This is a genomic window from Vannielia sp. ABF1_015 (assembly GCF_056160745.1).
Genome location: NZ_JBSWXT010000001.1, coordinates 1,829,817 through 1,848,022, shown reverse-complemented (window position 1 = coordinate 1,848,022; position 18,206 = coordinate 1,829,817). Strand labels below are relative to the sequence as shown.

19 protein-coding genes are annotated in these 18,206 nt (G+C 62.3%); 5 read left to right on the top strand and 14 right to left on the bottom strand.

What is annotated here, in order from left to right; genetic code table 11:
- Positions 1 to 85: 85 nt before the first annotated feature.
- From ACXAG6_RS09310 to ACXAG6_RS09300, 3 genes are all read right to left on the bottom strand, one after another.
- Entirely contained in the window at positions 86 to 877 is a 792-nt protein-coding gene (locus ACXAG6_RS09310) for a sulfotransferase family 2 domain-containing protein (protein WP_475337161.1), read from the bottom strand.
- A gap of 85 nt (positions 878 to 962) precedes the next feature.
- Entirely contained in the window at positions 963 to 2,447 is a 1,485-nt protein-coding gene (locus tag ACXAG6_RS09305; RefSeq protein WP_475337160.1) for an inorganic phosphate transporter, read from the bottom strand.
- A 77-nt stretch (positions 2,448 to 2,524) separates the two neighbouring features.
- On the bottom strand, positions 2,525 to 2,938 hold the full coding sequence (locus tag ACXAG6_RS09300; RefSeq protein ID WP_475337159.1) for an NUDIX hydrolase: 414 nt from the start codon (positions 2,936 to 2,938) through the stop codon (positions 2,525 to 2,527).
- 306 nt (positions 2,939 to 3,244) lie between these two features.
- On the opposite strand from ACXAG6_RS09300, the gene ACXAG6_RS09295 reads away from it, so the two are divergent.
- Positions 3,245 to 3,778, top strand: a complete 534-nt coding sequence (locus ACXAG6_RS09295) for a hypothetical protein (RefSeq protein WP_475337157.1) — start codon at positions 3,245 to 3,247, stop codon at positions 3,776 to 3,778.
- A 160-nt stretch (positions 3,779 to 3,938) separates the two neighbouring features.
- A complete protein-coding gene (locus ACXAG6_RS09290) occupies positions 3,939 to 4,427 on the top strand; it encodes a hypothetical protein (RefSeq protein ID WP_475337156.1) in 489 nt (162 codons plus the stop codon).
- Between the two features lie 78 nt (positions 4,428 to 4,505).
- Here ACXAG6_RS09290 and ACXAG6_RS09285 read toward each other — a convergent pair whose 3' ends face one another.
- The 8 genes from ACXAG6_RS09285 to ACXAG6_RS09250 form a co-directional block, all read right to left on the bottom strand.
- Entirely contained in the window at positions 4,506 to 5,495 is a 990-nt protein-coding gene (locus tag ACXAG6_RS09285; RefSeq protein ID WP_140013633.1) for an ABC transporter substrate-binding protein, read from the bottom strand.
- Between the two features lie 56 nt (positions 5,496 to 5,551).
- Positions 5,552 to 6,400 (bottom strand): ABC transporter permease, encoded by an 849-nt coding sequence (locus ACXAG6_RS09280; RefSeq protein WP_475337154.1) that lies wholly within the window; start codon positions 6,398 to 6,400, stop codon positions 5,552 to 5,554.
- Complete coding sequence (locus ACXAG6_RS09275) at positions 6,397 to 7,275, bottom strand: ABC transporter permease (RefSeq protein WP_140013631.1); 879 nt, start codon at positions 7,273 to 7,275, stop codon at positions 6,397 to 6,399. Before ACXAG6_RS09275 ends, ACXAG6_RS09280 begins: the two co-directional genes overlap by 4 nt.
- A gap of 84 nt (positions 7,276 to 7,359) precedes the next feature.
- Positions 7,360 to 8,181: an ABC transporter ATP-binding protein gene (locus ACXAG6_RS09270; protein ID WP_475337153.1), complete on the bottom strand. Its 822-nt coding sequence runs from the start codon at positions 8,179 to 8,181 to the stop codon at positions 7,360 to 7,362.
- Positions 8,181 to 9,635: a dihydropyrimidinase gene (gene hydA, locus ACXAG6_RS09265; RefSeq protein ID WP_475337152.1), complete on the bottom strand. Its 1,455-nt coding sequence runs from the start codon at positions 9,633 to 9,635 to the stop codon at positions 8,181 to 8,183. Before hydA ends, ACXAG6_RS09270 begins: the two co-directional genes overlap by 1 nt.
- Positions 9,636 to 9,651: 16 nt before the next feature.
- On the bottom strand, positions 9,652 to 10,398 hold the full coding sequence (locus tag ACXAG6_RS09260) for an endo alpha-1,4 polygalactosaminidase (protein ID WP_475337151.1): 747 nt from the start codon (positions 10,396 to 10,398) through the stop codon (positions 9,652 to 9,654).
- Positions 10,399 to 10,407: 9 nt separating this feature from the next.
- The gene (locus ACXAG6_RS09255) at positions 10,408 to 10,665 is read right to left on the bottom strand and encodes a hypothetical protein (RefSeq protein ID WP_475337149.1); all 258 of its coding nucleotides are present in this window, start codon (positions 10,663 to 10,665) and stop codon (positions 10,408 to 10,410) included.
- A complete protein-coding gene (locus tag ACXAG6_RS09250; protein ID WP_475337148.1) occupies positions 10,662 to 11,912 on the bottom strand; it encodes a Zn-dependent hydrolase in 1,251 nt (416 codons plus the stop codon). The genes ACXAG6_RS09255 and ACXAG6_RS09250 overlap by 4 nt, the downstream gene beginning before the upstream one ends.
- Positions 11,913 to 12,133: 221 nt before the next feature.
- On the opposite strand from ACXAG6_RS09250, the gene ACXAG6_RS09245 reads away from it, so the two are divergent.
- Complete coding sequence (locus ACXAG6_RS09245) at positions 12,134 to 12,757, top strand: TetR family transcriptional regulator C-terminal domain-containing protein (RefSeq protein WP_475337147.1); 624 nt, start codon at positions 12,134 to 12,136, stop codon at positions 12,755 to 12,757.
- A gap of 9 nt (positions 12,758 to 12,766) precedes the next feature.
- On the opposite strand, the gene ACXAG6_RS09240 is transcribed toward ACXAG6_RS09245, so the two are convergent.
- The 3 genes from ACXAG6_RS09240 to ACXAG6_RS09230 form a co-directional block, all read right to left on the bottom strand.
- Entirely contained in the window at positions 12,767 to 13,318 is a 552-nt protein-coding gene (locus ACXAG6_RS09240; RefSeq protein ID WP_475337146.1) for a hypothetical protein, read from the bottom strand.
- 156 nt (positions 13,319 to 13,474) lie between these two features.
- Positions 13,475 to 14,779 carry an NAD-dependent dihydropyrimidine dehydrogenase subunit PreA gene (gene preA / locus ACXAG6_RS09235; protein WP_475337144.1) on the bottom strand — a complete coding sequence of 435 codons (1,305 nt, stop codon included), beginning with the start codon at positions 14,777 to 14,779 and terminating at the stop codon, positions 13,475 to 13,477.
- Between the two features lie 3 nt (positions 14,780 to 14,782).
- Positions 14,783 to 16,120: an NAD(P)-dependent oxidoreductase gene (locus tag ACXAG6_RS09230; protein WP_475337143.1), complete on the bottom strand. Its 1,338-nt coding sequence runs from the start codon at positions 16,118 to 16,120 to the stop codon at positions 14,783 to 14,785.
- Positions 16,121 to 16,315: 195 nt separating this feature from the next.
- Between ACXAG6_RS09230 and accB the strand changes: the two genes are divergently transcribed.
- A complete protein-coding gene (gene accB / locus ACXAG6_RS09225; protein ID WP_475337142.1) occupies positions 16,316 to 16,810 on the top strand; it encodes an acetyl-CoA carboxylase biotin carboxyl carrier protein in 495 nt (164 codons plus the stop codon).
- Positions 16,811 to 16,820: 10 nt separating this feature from the next.
- Positions 16,821 to 18,170, top strand: coding sequence for an acetyl-CoA carboxylase biotin carboxylase subunit (gene accC / locus ACXAG6_RS09220; RefSeq protein WP_475337141.1), 1,350 nt, complete (start codon positions 16,821 to 16,823; stop codon positions 18,168 to 18,170).
- The last annotated feature ends 36 nt before the right edge of the window (positions 18,171 to 18,206 follow it).

Genomic DNA, 18,206 nt, shown 5'->3' with positions numbered 1-18,206 from the left:
TTCTTTGCAGCGCGAACTCATGCCGCGTCTTTCTGTCGAGCCAATGCCAGAGTGGACCGTGCGGCGAAACCCCGGACCTGTGCGGTCAAGCAGTCGTCGAGGACGGGGTGCGCGCCTCTGTGCCCTCGATTTCAGCCACCATCGCCATGTCGTGGGCGTATCTCTCCGCCAGAAAAGCCCGCGCATCCGGCCCCAAGAAGTTTGCCGGTCGCAACTTTAACCCGCCGGCTGCCAGCTCTTCCGCCGTCCTGTCTGACAGGTCGTCTTCCACTGTTTCACCCGCACGGCCCGAGGCATTCCACTTCTTGCCGAAACCGGCTGCGGCGGCGGACGGACCGATCAGCTCCGCCATGACCTGTTCGAGCCGGTCGATCCGCACCGGATGGGTGTAGTCCATCTCAAGCAAATGCGCTTTCTGCGGAATGCAATGCACGTCGAGCGCGTCGAAGGGGGCTTCCAGGTAAGTCAACAGGTCGGAAAACCGGGCATCGGCGGCGCGCTTCCCCCGGATCAGCCCCTCGCTGCCGGGCCGATAGCCCCGCACCAAGGGCTGGACGAACTTGTTGAGGTAGAACGATACGATGCGCTCCATCGGATCGCGGTAGACAAAGAGACCACCGGCAAACCCCTCGCGATTGTCAGAGGGGGCAATCCGCCGGTGCTTCATATCGGCCAGCCGGTAGTAGTCCTTCGCAACAAACCTCCGCCGGAGCCGAACCAGGAAGGGCGGATCACTCGAAAGGTGCATCTTGAAGGCCGTCGAGGCATTCTTCCGGATATAGGTATAGAGCAGCGGACCGCGCTCGGTATCGAGGCGAAAGTGCGCTCCCCTGCAGCGGTATTCCCCGGAATCGAAAGACGGACGGTAGCGCGGCATTGGCCCCCCTGAAACCAGTGACAGAAGCCCCAAACTATCGCAGCGAAGGGCTTGCGCAACCCTGAGCGAGGTCCAAGTGCCGAAACTAGCCTGCCAGCGTGACCATGCCCCAGAACAGCACCGCCGACAGCAGCGCGGCGGCTGGCACGGTGATGATCCATGCGGCCACGATGGTCATGAAATGGCTCCGCCGCACCAGCTTGCGTCGCCGCCGCTCCTCGGCGCCGTGCTCGGGCCGCGCGGGCAGGCTGCCCCGGGCTCGCCGCATCCGGCGGTCATAATCCCACTCGCGGAAGAACCCCACGCCAAAGACCCCGCCCACCGCGATATGGGTCGACGACACCGGCAGCCCCAGCCAGCTGGCCACGATCACCGTGATGGCCGCCGAGAGCGCCACGCAATAGGCCCGCATCGGGTTCAGCTTGGTGATCTGGCTGCCCACCATCCGGATCAGCTTGGGGCCAAAGAGGAAGAGGCCAAAGCTGATGCCCAGCGCGCCGATCACCATCACCCAATAGGGAATGGCCACCGCATGGGTGAAATCCCCGGTGCCCAGCGCCTGCACAATCGCCGCCAGCGGGCCCACCGCATTGGCCACGTCATTGGCCCCGTGGGCAAAGCTGAGCAGCGCCGCAGAGACGATGAGTGGAATGCCAAAGAGCACCTTCAGCGATCGGTTGCGGTTTTCCAGCCCTTCCGATTGGCGGCGGATCACCGGGATCATCACCAGCCAGATCAGCACCGCCACGGCAACGCCCGCGCCCAGCGCGGTCAGCATGTCGATCTTCACCAGCTTCTTGATGCCCTTCAGCGCGATATAGCTGGCAAAGGCCCCGCCCATGATGCCCACCAGCACCGGCACCCACCGCCGCGCGGCGGTGATCTTGTCATCGACGTAGATGATGTTGGATTTGATGAACCACAGGAAGCCCGCCGCGATGATGCCGCCCAGAACCGGCGAAATCACCCAGCTCGCGGCAATCGCGCCCATGGTGCCCCAGCTTACAGCGGCAAAGCCCGCAGCGGCAATGCCCGCGCCCATCACCCCGCCCACAACGCTGTGGGTGGTCGAAACCGGCGCGCCGACCCATGTGGCAAGGTTCACCCAGAGCGCGGAAGAGAGCAGCGCCGCCATCATCGCCCAGACGAAGGTGTTGGCAGAGCCCATGCTCTGCGGCGCGATGATCCCCTTGGCAATGGTGCTCACCACATCGCCGCCCGCAATCAGCGCACCCGCGCTCTCGAACACGGCGGCAATGGCAATCGCCCCGCCCATGGTCAGCGCATTCGCCCCCACCGCCGGGCCCATGTTGTTGGCCACATCGTTGGCACCGATGTTCAACGCCATGTAAGCGCCAAAGACGGCGGCGATGATCACGATGAAACTGCTGGTGGTCTGTCCGAAAATGAGCGCGGCCACGAGGCCCGCGAGCACCACGAAGACAAAGGCGATGCCATAGCCCACCATCGGCCGCGCCACATAGCCCGTGGCAAGCTCGAGGTTGGAGATGCGGCCTAGGTCACGGTCCAACGTGTCCAGATGGCTGGCGTCATAGTCGGATTCAGACACAAGCGGCCCCTCTCCCCCAGTTGCAGTGAGGGGTGAAGTTCCCCGCAGGCGCGCGCACTGTCAACCAGACAAGCGCTTTAAAGGGCGCGCAAAATCTCCTGCAACTCCGGTTCGCGCACCATGTTTGCTGCCTCATCGGGGCTCACCCACATGCGCTTGCGTTCGCTGGCCTCGGGGAAGTCAGCCGCGAGCTCTTCCACCGCAACGGGGTAAACCAGCGTTTCCACCGGCACGCCCCAGCCGTCATCATGGGTCTTTTCGTAGGTGTAGCTGCCAATCGCCTTCTTGGACACCTTCCGGCTGCGCACCCCGGCCTCTTCCCAGGCTTCCTGAAGCGCCGCCCCGGCAGAGTCCTTGCCGCGCATCGGCCAGCCCTTGGGGATGATCCAGCGGCCCGTGCCCCGGCTGGTGACGAGCAAAACCTCTTTCTCGCCCTCGGTCCGACGATAGCACAGCGCCGCAACCTGCAAACGCGGCGGGCGCTGCAGCATAGGGCGCAAAAATTCGTCCCAAGCGAGACGGACGTGTCTGATCATCGTGAACCTGCCGATAGTCTTCTTTTTCCTTAAGGTGTTTAAATAGGGCATTCGTTAACAAATTGCAAAGTTTCGCCGGGTTCCCACCGCTCCTCTGGCTTGACAGGGGGGCGAGCCGGCTTCTTTTGTGTCACATGTTAAGCACCGGCGCATAGTGCATTAACCATCCCGTCACTTTTGCTGGCGGCGTTAACGTCTTGCCCACCCCTATGAATATATCGTGTCAGATATGGGGTCCGTTAACGCAGGAGCTTGAAAACAATGACTATGGTGAGGCTCGATACACAGGGTCAATCGTCGCAGTCCCTCGCCCTCCCGGCGCAGGTGCTGGCGGCACGGCACCGGCAAAATACGGTGTCTGCACAATCAACCGATATCCGGCCACCCGAACAGGCCGAAGCCGCCGCAAAGCCGGGGCTCGACACCGCGCGCGAAGAGGCCCTTGGCCCGGATGGGGAGCGCCGCCCACCCCCGCCGCTAAAGGAATATGCCCGCATCCCCACCGCGATGACGGCAGAGATCCTCCGGCTGCAGGAGGAGGCGCTGGAAAAGGCGCAGGAGGCCACCGAGGCTGAAGGCCAGGCCGAAACCGCGCGTGCCGCCGCTGCTCAGGCCGAAAAGGCCGAAGAGGCCGCACGCGCCGCCGAAGCCTCCGCCGCGCAGGTTGAAAGCGCAAGCGCCCCGGGCGCAGCCGCGTCACCATCGGCGCAGACGCCTGCCACCAGCTTTGCGGCGGATATCACCGCGCTGAACGACACCGGCAGCGCCGCCAGCCAGCTGGACCATCAGGCCTGACGCTCCCGCGCCCGGCCTGCCCCCACCCAGCCGCCAACGCCCCCCACAGGGGCGGCGTGGGCCGCTGTTACGCTACATTCACTTTGCCCGGCCCCGGCCTCCTGATAGGCTCGTCCTGCATTTGAGCACCTAAAACCTGATTCAATCGCAAGGAACGCCTATGTCCGCCCCTGACTGGCTGCAAAAAATCCAATGGAGCGCCCCCTACCGGCTCTCCGAACTTATCGCAGACCCCAAGAAGATCCCGACCTTCGAAGGTTTCTACGCCTTCAACCTCGATCCCGGCCCGCTGCAGATCGGCCGCGTGCTCTACATCGGCGAAACCGAGCGTACTGGCGGGTTGCGCGCACGCCTGCGCAGCTACCTTCCGGCTGACCCGACCAAAAGCAAAGAAGACCACTCCGGCGCGCTCTGGATCCATTGGCACCGCATCAAAGACAGCCTCGGGCCGGATGCGCTCACAGAGCCTTGGGGCAAAATCTCACATCTCGCCAAACCGACCAATGACAGCCGCATTTACCTGCGATGGTCCGGCTGGGAGAGCGACAAGAAGCAGAGGCAAGCGGTCGAAACCGGGCTGATGCAGTACTACCAAGCCTGGTACAACAAGCGGCAGATGAAGAAAGACATCGACCTCGAAACCATCTGACCACGCAAAAGGCCCGCCCGGTCTCCCCGGCGGGCCAAGTCTTGTAGGGTGGGCAATCTGCCCACCACTCGGGCCAGCTTACTGCAGCGCCTCGTCGGTGATCTCCAGCGTATAGGCCATGCCTTCCGGCTCCTTGGTGATCGCCGGGTTGTCTTCCGACACCGCCGAAAGCAGCGTGGCCACCGTCTGCTCATAATCGGCAGGGGCGAGCGCGCCGTTCGAGCCCGCCGTCAGCTTGGCCACTTCGCTCATCATGTATTTCTGATGATCAAGCGTCTGCGCGCCGGTCTCGTCGTTGTCCACCACGATCTCCGCGGCTTCGTCCGGGTTTTCCTCAGCGTATTTCCAGCCCTTCATCGAGGCCCGCACAAAGCGCACCATCTTCTCCTTGAAGGCATCGTCGCTCAGGTTTTCTTCCATCACGTAAAGGCCGTCTTCCATCATGCCGACGCCTTGCTCAAGGTAGTTGAAGGTCACCAGCTCATCTTCGGAAATGCCCGCATCCAGCACCTGGCCGTATTCGTTGTAGGTCATCACCGAGATGCAATCGGCCTGCTTTTGCAACAGCGGATCCACGTTGAAGGCCTGCTTCAGCACTTCCACACCATCTTCGCCGCCCTCGGTCGGCAGGCCCAGCTTGGCCATCCACGCATAGAACGGATACTCATTGCCGAAGAACCAAACGCCAAGCGTCTTGCCGGCAAAGTCCTCGGGGCTGGAGATTCCCGTTTCCTTCAGGCAGGTCAGCTGCAAGCCACCGCTCTTGAAAGGCTGGGCGATGTTCACCAGCGGCACGCCGCGCTCACGCGCCGCAAGGCCCGCGGCCATCCACGTTACGATCACATCGGCGCCGCCGCCCGCAATCACCTGCTCGGGCGCAATATCCGGCCCGCCGGGCTTGATGGTGACGTTCAGGTCTTCCTCTTCATAAAAGCCCTTCTCCTGCGCCACGTAGTAGCCCGCGAATTGCGCCTGGGTAACCCACTTGAGTTGCAGCGTAACGTCATCCGCGGCCTGCGCGGCCCCCGCCGCCAGCGCCAGCCCGGCGCCCAATACAAACTTCTTCATCTTCACTCTCCTTGTTGGTCTTCGTTATGCGCTCCCCGGCGCGGTTTTCCTCCCAATCAGCCAACCCTCTGGCTCGGATGCCAGAAAGTGACGAACTTCTCGATCATCGCCACGATGCCATAAAAGGCTGTTCCCACAAGCGCGGCCACGGCGATCTCGGCCCAGACCAGATCAATCGCCAGCCGCCCCACGCCAGTGGAGATGCGAAAGCCCATGCCCTTCACCGGCGAGCCGAAATACTCGGCCACAATCGCCCCGATCAACGCCAGCGTGGTGGCAATCTTCAGCCCGTTGAACACAAAAGGCATGGCGGCGGGCAGCCGCAGTCTCAGCATCGTCTGCCAATAGCTCGCCGCATAGGTGCGCATCAGGTCGCGCTGCATGGCCTCGGTCTCCTTCAGCCCCTGCACCACGTTCACCAGCACCGGAAAGAACACCATCGCCACCACCACCGCGGCCTTGGAATGCCAGTCAAAGCCAAACCAGCTGACGAGAATGGGCGCGATCCCCACAATCGGCAGGGCGGCAACGAAATTGCCGATGGGCAGCAGCCCGGCTGTCAAAAAGGCGCTCCGGTCGATCAGGATGGCGGTCACAAAGGCCACCCCGCAGCCGATCAGGTAGCCCGAAAGCGCACCCTTCAGCACTGTTTGCACAAAGTCTTCCCAGAGCGTCTCGGTCGAATTTGCGAAGGTCACGGCAATGTCGGTTGGGGCGGGCAGGATCACCGGGCTCACCTCCAGCCCCCGCACCAGCCCTTGCCACAACACCAGCACCGCGAGGCCAAAGATCACCGGCACGGCGATCCGCACCGCGCGGGCCTTGCGCCAGCGCGAGCGGGCCAGAGCCACGTTCAACGCCCATGTCGCCAGCCAGAAGGCCAGAGCTGCGCCCACCGCCATCATCGCGCCATCCCCATCCGCTTCAGCACCACGGCCTGCACCCCGCCGATCACCGTCACCAGCACGCCCGCAAGGATCGCGGCGGCAAAGAGCGCCGCCCAGATCGCCAGCGGCGTGCCGAACTGGTCACCAATCAAGATGCGTGCACCCAGCCCGCTGATCGCCCCGGTCGGCAATTCGCCGATGATGGTGCCCACCAATGCAGCAGCGATAGCCACCTTCATCGAGGTAAAGAAATACGGCATCGAGGCCGGCAGCCGCAGCTTGAAGAAGCTCTCCGCGCCGCTGGCGTTGTAGGTTTTGAGCAGGTCGAGCTGTTGATGCGAGGGCGAGTTCAACCCCTTCACCATGCCCACCATCACCGGAAAGTAGCACAGGTAGGCCGAGATAATCGCCTTGGGCACCCCCCGCCCCTCGATCCCCACCGCGTTGGAAAGGACAACGATCATCGGGGCCAGCGCCACAATCGGGATGGTCTGGCTGACGATGGCCCAAGGCATCAGGCTCATCTCCGCCACCCGGCTGTAAGTGATCGCCACCGCGCCGAGAATGCCCAGCGCCACCCCCAGTGCAAAGCCGGTGAGCGTGGAGCCAAGGGTGATCGCACCGTGGTAGATGAGCGAACGCTTGGAAAGGGCCTTGCCCCGCAGCGCCATGTCGCCCGTGGTCTTCCACAGCTCGGTGGCCACCTGATGCGGCGCCGGAAGCCGGGGCCGGTCCTGGTTCATCGTCGCAGTAAAGAGCTCGCCGGCAGAAAGTTCCTGCCCGGCCCGCTCGGCCTGCGCCAGTGCCCAGGGCGTGTTCATCCGCCATGCGCCGAGGTACCAGACGGCGGTGAGCACGGCGAGCACCGCAAGGACGGGGAGCGCGCGGTGCATTAATTTACCAAGCCATGCGCTCTACGCATGCCTATGGGTTGTGCATGGGGTGTGCATGGGTTGTGCCCCCTTTGCATTTTAGGGTTAATCCTCATCCGAATGCCCCGCTCTCAGCCCCTCACGCACCCTGTGCGCCACTTCAATAAACTCCCGCGAGTCCCTGATATCCAACGGCCTTTCAGCCGGAAGCGGGCTGTCGATAACGTCCGAGATCCGCCCCGGGCGCGGCGACATGACGACAATCTTGGTTGAGAGATAGACCGCTTCGGGTATGGAATGGGTAACAAAGCCAATCGTCTTGCCCGTCCGGGCCCAAAGCGCCAGCAATTGCTCGTTCAGATGGTCGCGGACAATCTCGTCAAGCGCGCCAAAGGGTTCATCCATCAGCAGGATCTCGGCATCAAAGGCCAATGCCCGCGCAATCGAGGCCCGCTGTTGCATCCCGCCCGAAAGCTGCCACGGGTATTTGCCGCCAAACCCTTCCAGATCAACCAGTTGCAGCACGTTTCTCACGCGCTCCTCCTGCTCGGCCTTATCAAACCCCATGATCTCCAGCGGCAGCTTGATGTTGCCCGCGATGGTCCGCCACGGATAGAGCCCGGCGGCCTGAAAGACATAGCCGTAAGCCCTTGATTTGCGAGCCTGCTCGGGGGTCATCCCGTTCACGCTCAGGCTGCCGCCCGTTGGCGTCTCCAGCGCCGCGATACAACGCAGAAAGGTTGTCTTCCCGCAGCCCGAGGGCCCGATAAAGCTGACGAACTCGCCCTTGCCGATATCGAGCGAAACGCCCTTCAGCGCATGCACCGGCCCGTCATTCGTCTTGAAGGTCAGGTCAAGATTTTCGGCGCGGATGACCGTTTCGCTCATGTCGTTTTCTTCCGGCTTTCCAGCGGCTTCGACCTGCATCAAACCCCCGTCGCCGGAATGCCGGAACGTTCCACCGGGCGCGGCGCCGTGAGGGCCTTCCAGGTCGAAAGCGCCTTGTTAACGGTTGCGTTAGGCTCTCGTGCTACAAACTGCCCGTGGCCTTCCTTGGTGCGGATCTCGCCGTCATGCACCGCCACATGGCCGCGCGTCAGGGTAAACCGGGGCAAGCCCTTCACGTGCTGGCCTTCGAACACGTTGTAATCAATGGAGGATTGTTGAGAACCCGCAGTAATCGTCTTTTCCTTTTTCGGATCCCACACCACGATGTCGGCATCGGCGCCAACAAGGATCGCACCCTTTTTCGGGTAGCAATTCAGGATCTTGGCGATGTTGGTTGATGTAACGGCCACAAACTCGTTCGGCGTCAGCCGCCCGGTTTCCACGCCGTGGGTCCAGAGCATCGGCATCCGGTCCTCTAGGCCCCCGGTGCCATTCGGGATTTTCGAGAAGTCACCCACCCCGTAGCGTTTCTGCTCCGTGGTGAAGGCACAGTGATCGGTCGCCACGACCGAGAGCGAGCCACTTTGCAGGCCCGCCCATAGGCTGTCTTGGTGCTTCTTGTTGCGGAAGGGAGGAGACATCACCCGCCGCGCGGCATGGTCCCAATCGGCGTTGAAATACTCGCTCTCATCCAGCGTCAGATGCTGGATCAGCGGCTCGCCCCAAACGCGTTTGCCGTTCTGCTTGGCCCGGCGGATCGCCTCATGCGCCTCCTCACAAGAGGTATGCACCACGTAGAGCGGCACGCCCGCCATATCGGCAATCATGATCGCCCGGTTGGTCGCCTCGCCCTCCACCTGAGAGGGGCGTGAGTAGGCATGGCCTTCCGGCCCGGTGTTGCCCTCGGCCAGCAGCTTGGCTGTCAGCTCGGCCACCACATCGCCGTTCTCGGCATGGACCATCGCCGTGGCCCCCAGTTCGGCCAGCCGCTGGAACGATGAATACATCTCGTCATCGTTCACCATCAGCGCGCCCTTATAGGCCATGAAGTGCTTGAAGGTGTTGATTCCACGGTCTCTTACAACCGTCTCCATCTCGTTGAACACCTGTTCCCCCCACCATGTCACCGCCATGTGGAAGGAAAAATCACAGTTCGCGCGGGTGCTCTTGTTGTCCCACCGCTTCAGCGCATCCAGCAGGCTCTCGCCCGGGTTCGGCAGGGCAAAATCCACCACCATCGTGGTGCCCCCCGCCAGCGCCGCACGGGTGCCGCTTTCAAAATCATCGCTGGAATAGGTGCCCATGAAGGGCATCTCGAGGTGCGTATGTGGATCAATCCCGCCCGGCATCACATAGCAGCCCGCAGCGTCCAGCACCTCGTCGCCCTTGAGGTCTTTCCCGATCTCCACAATCTGCCCGCCTTCGACCAGAACATCGGCCTCATAGCTCAGGTCGGCGGTCACAACCGTGCCGCCCTTGATAACTGTGCTCATGGTCTAACTCCCCGTTTTAATTGCAGGACTTCCCGCCTGCTGTAATTTCGTGGCTCTTCAAGAGCAGCTTGATCCCCAGCGTCTTGCTCTCTTCACAAACCGCATCCCAATCCAAACCGGCATCGTCATATTCAACCGCCAGAACGTCCTTTCCGGCGTCGGTGTAGGGCTTCAGCTCATCACAGAAGTCGTAGGCAAAGCACTCCTCGACCATGATGAAATCCATCTGCCCAACCAGATCAGGCACCAGCTCTGGCGCGTTCTTCTGCGCAACTTCCAGCCCTTGTTCACTGGCAAACATGGCCAGGTCGCGGATGTAACCAAGCGCATCCTCGCGCGTCAGCTCGAAGCCGGAGTCATTGTCGTAGACATCCATGTTGTCCATCTCGACAGCCATGAACCCCCGCGCCGCACAATCCTCGATCCGCGCCTTCATGATCTGCCCGACAGCGGGCTGCCGAATATCGACATAGCGCTCATCCGGCCAGTTCCCGAGCGGCTTGCCCAGCGTGTCTTGGGGAAAGCTGTCCTTGTCGTCGCGGTATTCTTCCCAGCTTCCGATCGAAACGTAGCACACCGGCTTCACGCCGCGCTCACGCAGGGCCATCACCGTTTCGCGGTCGTGGTCATCCTTGTCGAGCGCGAGGACTTTGACATTGATATCAAGATCATAGGGGTGGGTGAGCTGCCAATCCCAATAGGCCGTTTCGCCGCCGCCGATGATGAAGATGCCAAGGGCCGTCAGTCCCGCCGTGAGTGTCATCGCGTCCTCCTAGCCGATGCAATAGGGCTGCCTATCAAAGCCCGCGTCGCGCATGTCTTGCGTCGTGACCGGATAGATCGCGCCCTCGTAGAAGATGTAATAGCACGCATCCCGCACCACGATCTGATCAAGCCGCACATCTGCAGGCACCGCCGCCATCACCTCTTCCGGAATTGGCCCATCCGCCACCGCGTAGCCCGCAGGCACAGCGCTTGGCGTCGGTTGGCAGGCCGCGAGAAACGGCAGTAATATCAGCGCCTTCCTCATTCCACGATCCCCGCCGTATCGACCACCGCATGAAACAGCACATCCGCCCCGGCGGTGGCCCATTCCTTGCTGATCTCCTCCGCCTCATTGTGGCTGAGGCCGTCCACGCAGGGGCACATGACCATCGCCGTTGGGTAGAGATCATTGATCCAGCAAGCGTCATGCCCGGCGCCGGACACGATATCCATGTGAGAATATCCCAGCCGCTCCGCCGCATTGCGCACCGCATTCACGCAGCCCTCGTCAAAGGCGGGCGGGTCAAACTGGCCGACGATCTCGGCAGAGAATTCCACCCCGATCTCCTCGCAGAGCTTGGGCGCCTTCTCCATCAACTCGCCGACCATGGCGTTCAGCTTGTCGAGCAGATGGGTGCGCATATCGACGGTGAACACCGCCTTGCCCGGGATGATGTTGCGCGAGTTGGGGTAGATGTCGATATGCCCGATCGCGCCCACAGCGTTGGGCTGATTTTTCATCGCGATTTCATGCACAAGCTCGGTGATCAGCGCCAACCCGCGCCCAGCGTTCTTGCGCATGTGCATCGGGGTGGAGCCAGTGTGGCTCTCCTTGCCCGTCACCGTGCATTCGATCCAGCGCAGCCCCTGCCCATGGGTCACAACGCCAATATCCTTACCCTCGGCTTCAAGGATCGGCCCCTGCTCGATGTGCAGCTCGAAGAGCGCGTGCATCTTGCGGTCGCCCACCTTCTCTTCACCCTTCCAGCCAATCCGCTCCAACTCGTCGCCAAAACGCAATCCTTTGGCATCCACCCGGTCATTGGCCCATTCAAGGTCATGCTTGCCGGCAAAAACGCCCGAGGCCAGCATCGCCGGGGCAAAGCGGGTGCCCTCCTCGTTTGTCCAATTGACCACCACGATGGGGTGCTTGGTCTTGATATCCATGTCGTTGAGCGAGCGGATAATTTCGAGCCCGCCAAGCACGCCCAGCACGCCGTCATACTTGCCGCCCGTGGGCTGGGTATCGAGGTGGCTCCCAACGTAAACCGGCAGCGCCTCCGGGTCGGCGCCCTCCCGGCGGGCGAACATGTTGCCGATCTCGTCGACCCCCATGGTCATCCCCGCGGCCTCGCACCAGTTCTGAAACAGCGCGCGCCCCTCGGCATCCTCATCGGTCAGCGTCTGGCGGTTGTTGCCGCCCGCTATGCCGGGGCCGATCTTGGCCATTTCCATCAGGCTGTCCCACAGCCTGTCACCATTGATCCTGAGATTTTCTCCTGGGGCGGCCATGGGCTCTCCTCGGGTCTTCCTGTCGGACGGCGTGGCCTTTCAGCTCGGCGCCCAGACGTTGTTGTTTGACCAATTGGTCAGGAAGACGCTACCACTCTCGCAACACGGGTCAAGAAAATGCGCCTGATCGGCCCTTCGGCCCCATGAGATTTTAGGCGCAGCCTGCCAAAAGCGGCTGCATTTTGAGCGCTCGGAAAACTGGCGCGAGAGAGGATACGGATTTGGCAGCAAACGGCACGCGGCCGCTCACGCGGATACAGCAGAAAAACACAATCGCCATCCTCGAAGCCGCGCTCGATGTCTTCTCGGCCAAGGGGTTTCGCGGCGCCACGGTCGACCAGATCGCAACAGCCGCCGGGCTCTCAAAGCCCAATCTGCTCTACTACTTCCCCTCCAAGGAGGCGATCCACCAAACCCTTTTGGCGGGCCTACTCGACACGTGGCTTGCCCCCCTTCGCGCGATCGATCCGCACGGCAACCCGACCGAAGAAATCCTCGCCTACGCCCGCCGAAAGTTGGAGATGAGCCGCGAGATGCCGCGCGAAAGCCGCCTCTTTGCCAATGAGGTTTTGCAGGGCGCGTCCAACCTTGAAACCGTGCTGAAAGGCGAGTTGAAGCCGCTCGTGGATGAGAAGGCCGAGATCATCGCCGGCTGGGTCGCGGAGGGCAAACTGGCGCAGGTGCATCCCTATCACCTGATCTTCTCGATCTGGGCTCTCACACAGCATTACGCCGACTTCGATGTTCAGGTCCGCACAATCCTGCCAGAAAGCGAAGCGGGTGACCCCTTTGAAGAAGCCACCCGCCATATTGATATGATGTTCCGCAAGCTGCTTGCGGTGTAGCCAAAACCGCTAGCCGGAATAGCTCCACTGAAAGCCGTTGCCGACCTTCTTCAGCGGCAGCATCGGGAAGTAGAGCGACTCGTAGGACTTGGGCCGATAGTCACAGACAAGGTGGCCCTTTGCATCGCGGATAAAGCAGTAAACGCCATTCTTCGCCTTCCACGCCACCCCGCCGGCGGCGGCGATGGTCATCGCGGTGATGTGGTTGTTGGAGGCCCAGTAGCTATAGTCGTCCGTGCCAAGGATCGCCTGACGATACTTCTCCGGCTCTTCCTTGCGCACCTCGTCCACCAGCGTCGCCGTGTGGTCATCAACGGCGGCCTTGACCACGCCGGTGACCATGGCGGGCACGGCCAGGATGGCCCCGGCCACAACACCGGCAACGCCAGCGCCGTAGATGACGGTATCCCCCGCATCCGGGCCAGAGCCGGTGGCAATCCAGACGGCGGGCTGCACAACAAGGCCGGCTACGCCGCCCCGGACGCCACTGCCGAGCGCGCGTGTAACACCTTCGGAGGTAACGGTAACGAGGACGTTGGTGACAGAGTTCTTTACGGTCATCTGTTCGATCTCCAATGATCTGATTATCAAAAAACGTCGGGCAGGAAAAATCTGCCCGTCAGGAAATGGGCCGCGACCGGAAATAAAGTGGTGCAGCCCTGCGGCTTAGGTAATAGCGCGGCGCGAGCGGATCAATAGGCCCGGCGCGATTGACAGCTACTCTGCGGCCTTCACGGCGCCGGGGTTGTTCGGATGGGTCGTCCAGTTGGCGTAGTCTCCAACCGTCCGTCCGGTACGTGGGTCGGTCGCGCCCTTGGGCAGTTGCTCCATTGTGATGCAATCTTCCACCGGGCAGACGTTGACGCAAAGATTACAGGCCACGCATTCTTCGTCGATCACCTCAAAAGTCCGGTCCGCGCTCATGCTGATCGCTTGGTGCGAGGTATCCTCGCAGGCGGCATAGCAGCGCCCGCATTTGATGCAGTCGTCCTGGCTGATGCGCGCCTTGGTGACGTAGTTGAGGTTGAGGTGCTGCCAATCGGTGACATTGGGCACCGCCATGCCGATGAAATCGGCGGTGGAGGCAAAGCCCTTTTCGTCCATCCAGGATGACAGGCCCGAGCACATCTCCTGCACCACCTTGAAGCCATAGGTCATCGCAGCAGTGCACACCTGCACGTTGCCACAGCCCAGCGCCATGAACTCGGCCGCATCGCGCCAGGTGGTGACCCCGCCAATGCCGCTGATCGGCAGGCCTTGGGTTTCGGGGTTGCGGGCGATCTCGCTGACCATCGACAGCGCAATCGGCTTCACCGCCGGGCCACAGTAGCCGCCGTGGCTGCCCTTGCCGTCAATCGTCGGCTGGGGGCACATCTGATCAAGATCGACCGAGGTGATGGAATTGATCGTGTTGATGAGGCTTACGGCATCAGCGCCGCCCAGCTTGGCCGCCGTCGCCGGCTTGCGGATATCAGTGATGTTGGGCGTCAGCTTCACGATCACGGGCTTGGAGTAGTACTTTTTGCACCACTCCGCGACCATCTGAATGTATTCCGGCACCTGCCCCACCGCCGAGCCCATGCCGCGCTCGCTCATCCCATGCGGGCAGCCGAAGTTCAGCTCGATACCGTCGGCCCCGGTCTCTTCAACCAGCGGCAGGATCGCCTTCCAGCTCTCCTCCTCGCAGGGCACCATGATGGAGACAATCACCGCGCGGTCCGGGTAATCGGCCTTCACCCGCTTGATCTCTTCGAGGTTGGTGTAAAGGTCGCGATCGGTGATGAGCTCGATGTTGTTGAGGCCCAACAGCCGCCGGTCGGCGCCGTAGATCGCGCCGTAACGCGGCCCGTTCACATTCACCACCGGCGGGCCTTCCTCCCCCAGCGTCTTCCAGACAACCCCGCCCCATCCGGCCTCGAAGGCGCGGCGCACGTTGTATTCCTTGTCGGTCGGCGGCGCGGAGGCGAGCCAGAAGGGGTTGGGGCTTTTGATACCCAGAAAATCGGTCGTCAGGTCAGCCATGTCTCAGCCCTCCGTCAGCATCTTGTGCATATCTTCTGCGGCATCACGGCCCTCGGCCACGGCCACCACCGTCAGGTCTTCTCCGGCGGTGCAATCGCCGCCCGCCCAGACCCGCTCCAGATTGGTGCGGCCCGGCCCGGTGACCTTGATCTTGCCGCTCTCGATCTCGATCCGGGGCGAAGCAATATCGAGCCGCTGCCCGATGGCCAGAAGCACCTGATCGGCCTCCAGCACCAACGCTTCGCCGGTGCTCGCCAGCTTGCCATCGGGCCCCGTTTCGGTGCGCTCAAAGGTGATCGCCTCCACCGCGCCCTCTCCGGTGATCGAAGCAGGACTGGCATTGGTGACAATCGTCACCCCGTGCTTGGCCGCGTGGTCCTGCTCCATCACGCTGGCCCCCATCGCATCGCGCCCGCGCCGATACACCATCGAAACGCTCTCGGCCCCCAGCATCTTGGCCTGCACCGCGGCATCCACAGCCGTCATCCCGCCACCGACAACCACCACCTTGCGCCCGACGGGCAGGGCTGTGGCATCATCTGCCTGCCGCAGACGCGCGATGAAATCCACCGCGTCCTCCACGTTGTCGAGCGTCTCGCCGGGCAGCCCCGGGCGGTTCACCCCGCCAAGGCCGACACCGATGAACACGGCGTCAAAATCTTCCTGAAGCTCGCGGATGGTGAAGGCCTCGCCCAGCTTCACGCCGGTTTCTAGCTTGATGCCGCCGATCCCCAGCAGCCAATCCGCCTCACGGGCGGCAAAGTCATCAACCGTCTTGTAGGCGGCAATACCGTATTCGTTGAGCCCACCCGGCTTTTTGCGAGCGTCATAGAGGGTGACCTCATGGCCATGCATTGCGAGCCGGTGTGCGCAAGCCAGTCCGGCAGGCCCTGCCCCAACCACGGCCACCCGCTTACCCGTGGGCGCGGCGCGGGTGTAAGGGTGTGTGTTGCCCGCCATCACCTTGTCGGTCGCATAGCGTTGCAGCCGCCCGATCTCCACCGGGTCTTCCTCCGCCGTGTTGCGCACGCAGGCCTCTTCGCACAGCGTCTCCGTGGGGCAGACGCGGGCACACATACCGCCCAGAATGTTCTGATCGAAGATCGTGCGCCCCGCGTCTCCGGGCTTGCCGCCCTGGATCTGGCGGATGAACAACGGAATATCAATCGTTGTGGGGCAGGCCGTTACGCAGGGCGCATCATAGCAAAAGTAGCAACGATCCGCTGCAACGGCAGCCTCATGCGCCCCTAGCGGCGGGTGCATATCTGTGAAGTTTTGCGCGATTTCTTCACCCGAAAGTCGCCCCGGCCGCACTCCCGAGGCATAGCGTATATCGGTCATCGTGGCTTCCCTGCTGCAATGATCGGTTGAGAGAAGGCTGGCACAGGGTAAATTTTTTATCAAACGGTAAATTTCTTACTTGTGACATTCAGGGGGTTCAAAGCGCTTGCGCTTTCACTTACGTGGCATTGGGCGTATAACGCTGCCCATAATTTGTGCCCGGCACGAACCGGGGCAGGCGAGAAAGAGGACGGCATGAGTAAGACCCACGATGCAGACGTCGCCTTTATTCAGGCGCTGGCAGAATTGTTGCGATCCAATGATCTGACCGAGCTTCAGGTAAAGCGGGATTACGGGCAGGACGACAGCCTGAATGTGCGGGTAAGCCGCAAGATGGAGCAGCAGGTGGTGCAAGTCGCCCCCTCCGCCGCTCCCGCGGTTGCCGCACCCGCGCCCGCTGCGGCCCCGGCGCCCGCCGCTGCTGCGGCAGGTGAGGCCGACGATCCGGCACAGGCCCCCGGCGCGGTGACCTCGCCGATGGTGGGCACCGCCTACCTTCAGGCCGAGCCCGGCTCGCCCGCCTTCGTCAAGGTTGGCGACAAGGTTGAAGAAGGCCAGACGCTCCTCATCGTCGAGGCGATGAAGACAATGAACCAGATCCCAAGCCCCCGTGGCGGCACGGTCAAGCGCATCCTCGTCGAAGACGGTGCGCCGGTTGAGTTTGGTGCCCCCCTGATGATCGTCGAGTAAGGCGCTGGCAATGTTCGATAAGATCCTCATCGCAAACCGCGGCGAAATCGCCCTGCGTGTGGTGCGTGCCTGCCGCGAAATGGGCATCCCCTCGGTTGCCGTGCACTCCACCGCCGACAGCGACGCCATGCATGTGCGCATGGCCGATGAGGCAATCTGCATCGGCCCGCCCTCCTCGGCCCAAAGCTACCTGAGCTTTCCGGCGATCATCTCGGCCTGTGAAATTTCCGGCGCCAACGCGATTCACCCCGGCTATGGCTTCCTGTCGGAAAACGCCAACTTCGTGCAGATCGTCGAAGACCACGGCCTCACCTTCATCGGCCCCACCGCCGAGCATATCCGGGTGATGGGTGACAAGATCACCGCCAAGGACACGATGAAAAAGCTCGGCGTGCCCTGCGTGCCCGGCTCCGATGGCGGCGTGCCCGATTACGAGACCGCGCAGAAGGTGGCCGAAGAGATCGGCTATCCGGTCATCATCAAGGCCACCGCGGGCGGCGGCGGGCGCGGCATGAAACTGGCGAAGTCCGCCAAAGAGCTTGAAAACGCCTTCCGCACCGCACGTTCAGAAGGCAAGAGCGCCTTCGGCAATGACGAGGTTTATATCGAGAAATATCTCGGCAAGCCCCGGCATATCGAGGTGCAGGTCTTTGGCGATGGCAAGGGCGGTGCGGTGCACCTCGGTGAGCGCGACTGCTCTTTGCAGCGGCGGCACCAGAAGGTGTTTGAAGAGGCCCCCGGCCCCGCCATCACCCCGGAACTTCGGGCAAAAATCGGCAAGACCTGCGCAGAAGCCGTAGCGTCGATTAACTATGCCGGTGCCGGGACCATCGAGTTTCTTTATGAGGACGGCGAGTTTTTCTTCATTGAGATGAACACCCGTCTTCAGGTTGAGCATCCGGTGACAGAGCTGGTCTTCGGTCAGGATCTCGTGCGCGAGCAGATCCGCGTCGCCGCCGGGCTTCCGCTGTCGTTCAGCCAGGAAGACCTCAAGCTCAACGGCCATGCCATCGAGGTGCGGATCAACGCGGAGAAGTTGCCAAACTTCTCCCCCTGCCCCGGTCGGATCACGCAGTTTCACTCGCCCGGCGGGCTGGGCGTGCGGATGGATTCGGCGCTCTATGACGGCTATTCGATCCCGCCGTATTACGACAGCCTGATCGGCAAGCTGATCGTCCATGGCCGGGATCGCCCCGAGGCGCTGGCGCGGCTCAACCGGGCACTGGGTGAGCTGATCGTGGATGGGGTGGATACCACCGTTCCGCTGTTCCGCGCCCTGCTGGAAGAGGCAGACGTGCAGAGCGGTAACTATGATATCCACTGGCTCGAAGGCTGGCTCGAAACCAACCTGCAAGGTTGAGGCCTAGCGGGTGGAGCCGCTCACAACCGATCTTCT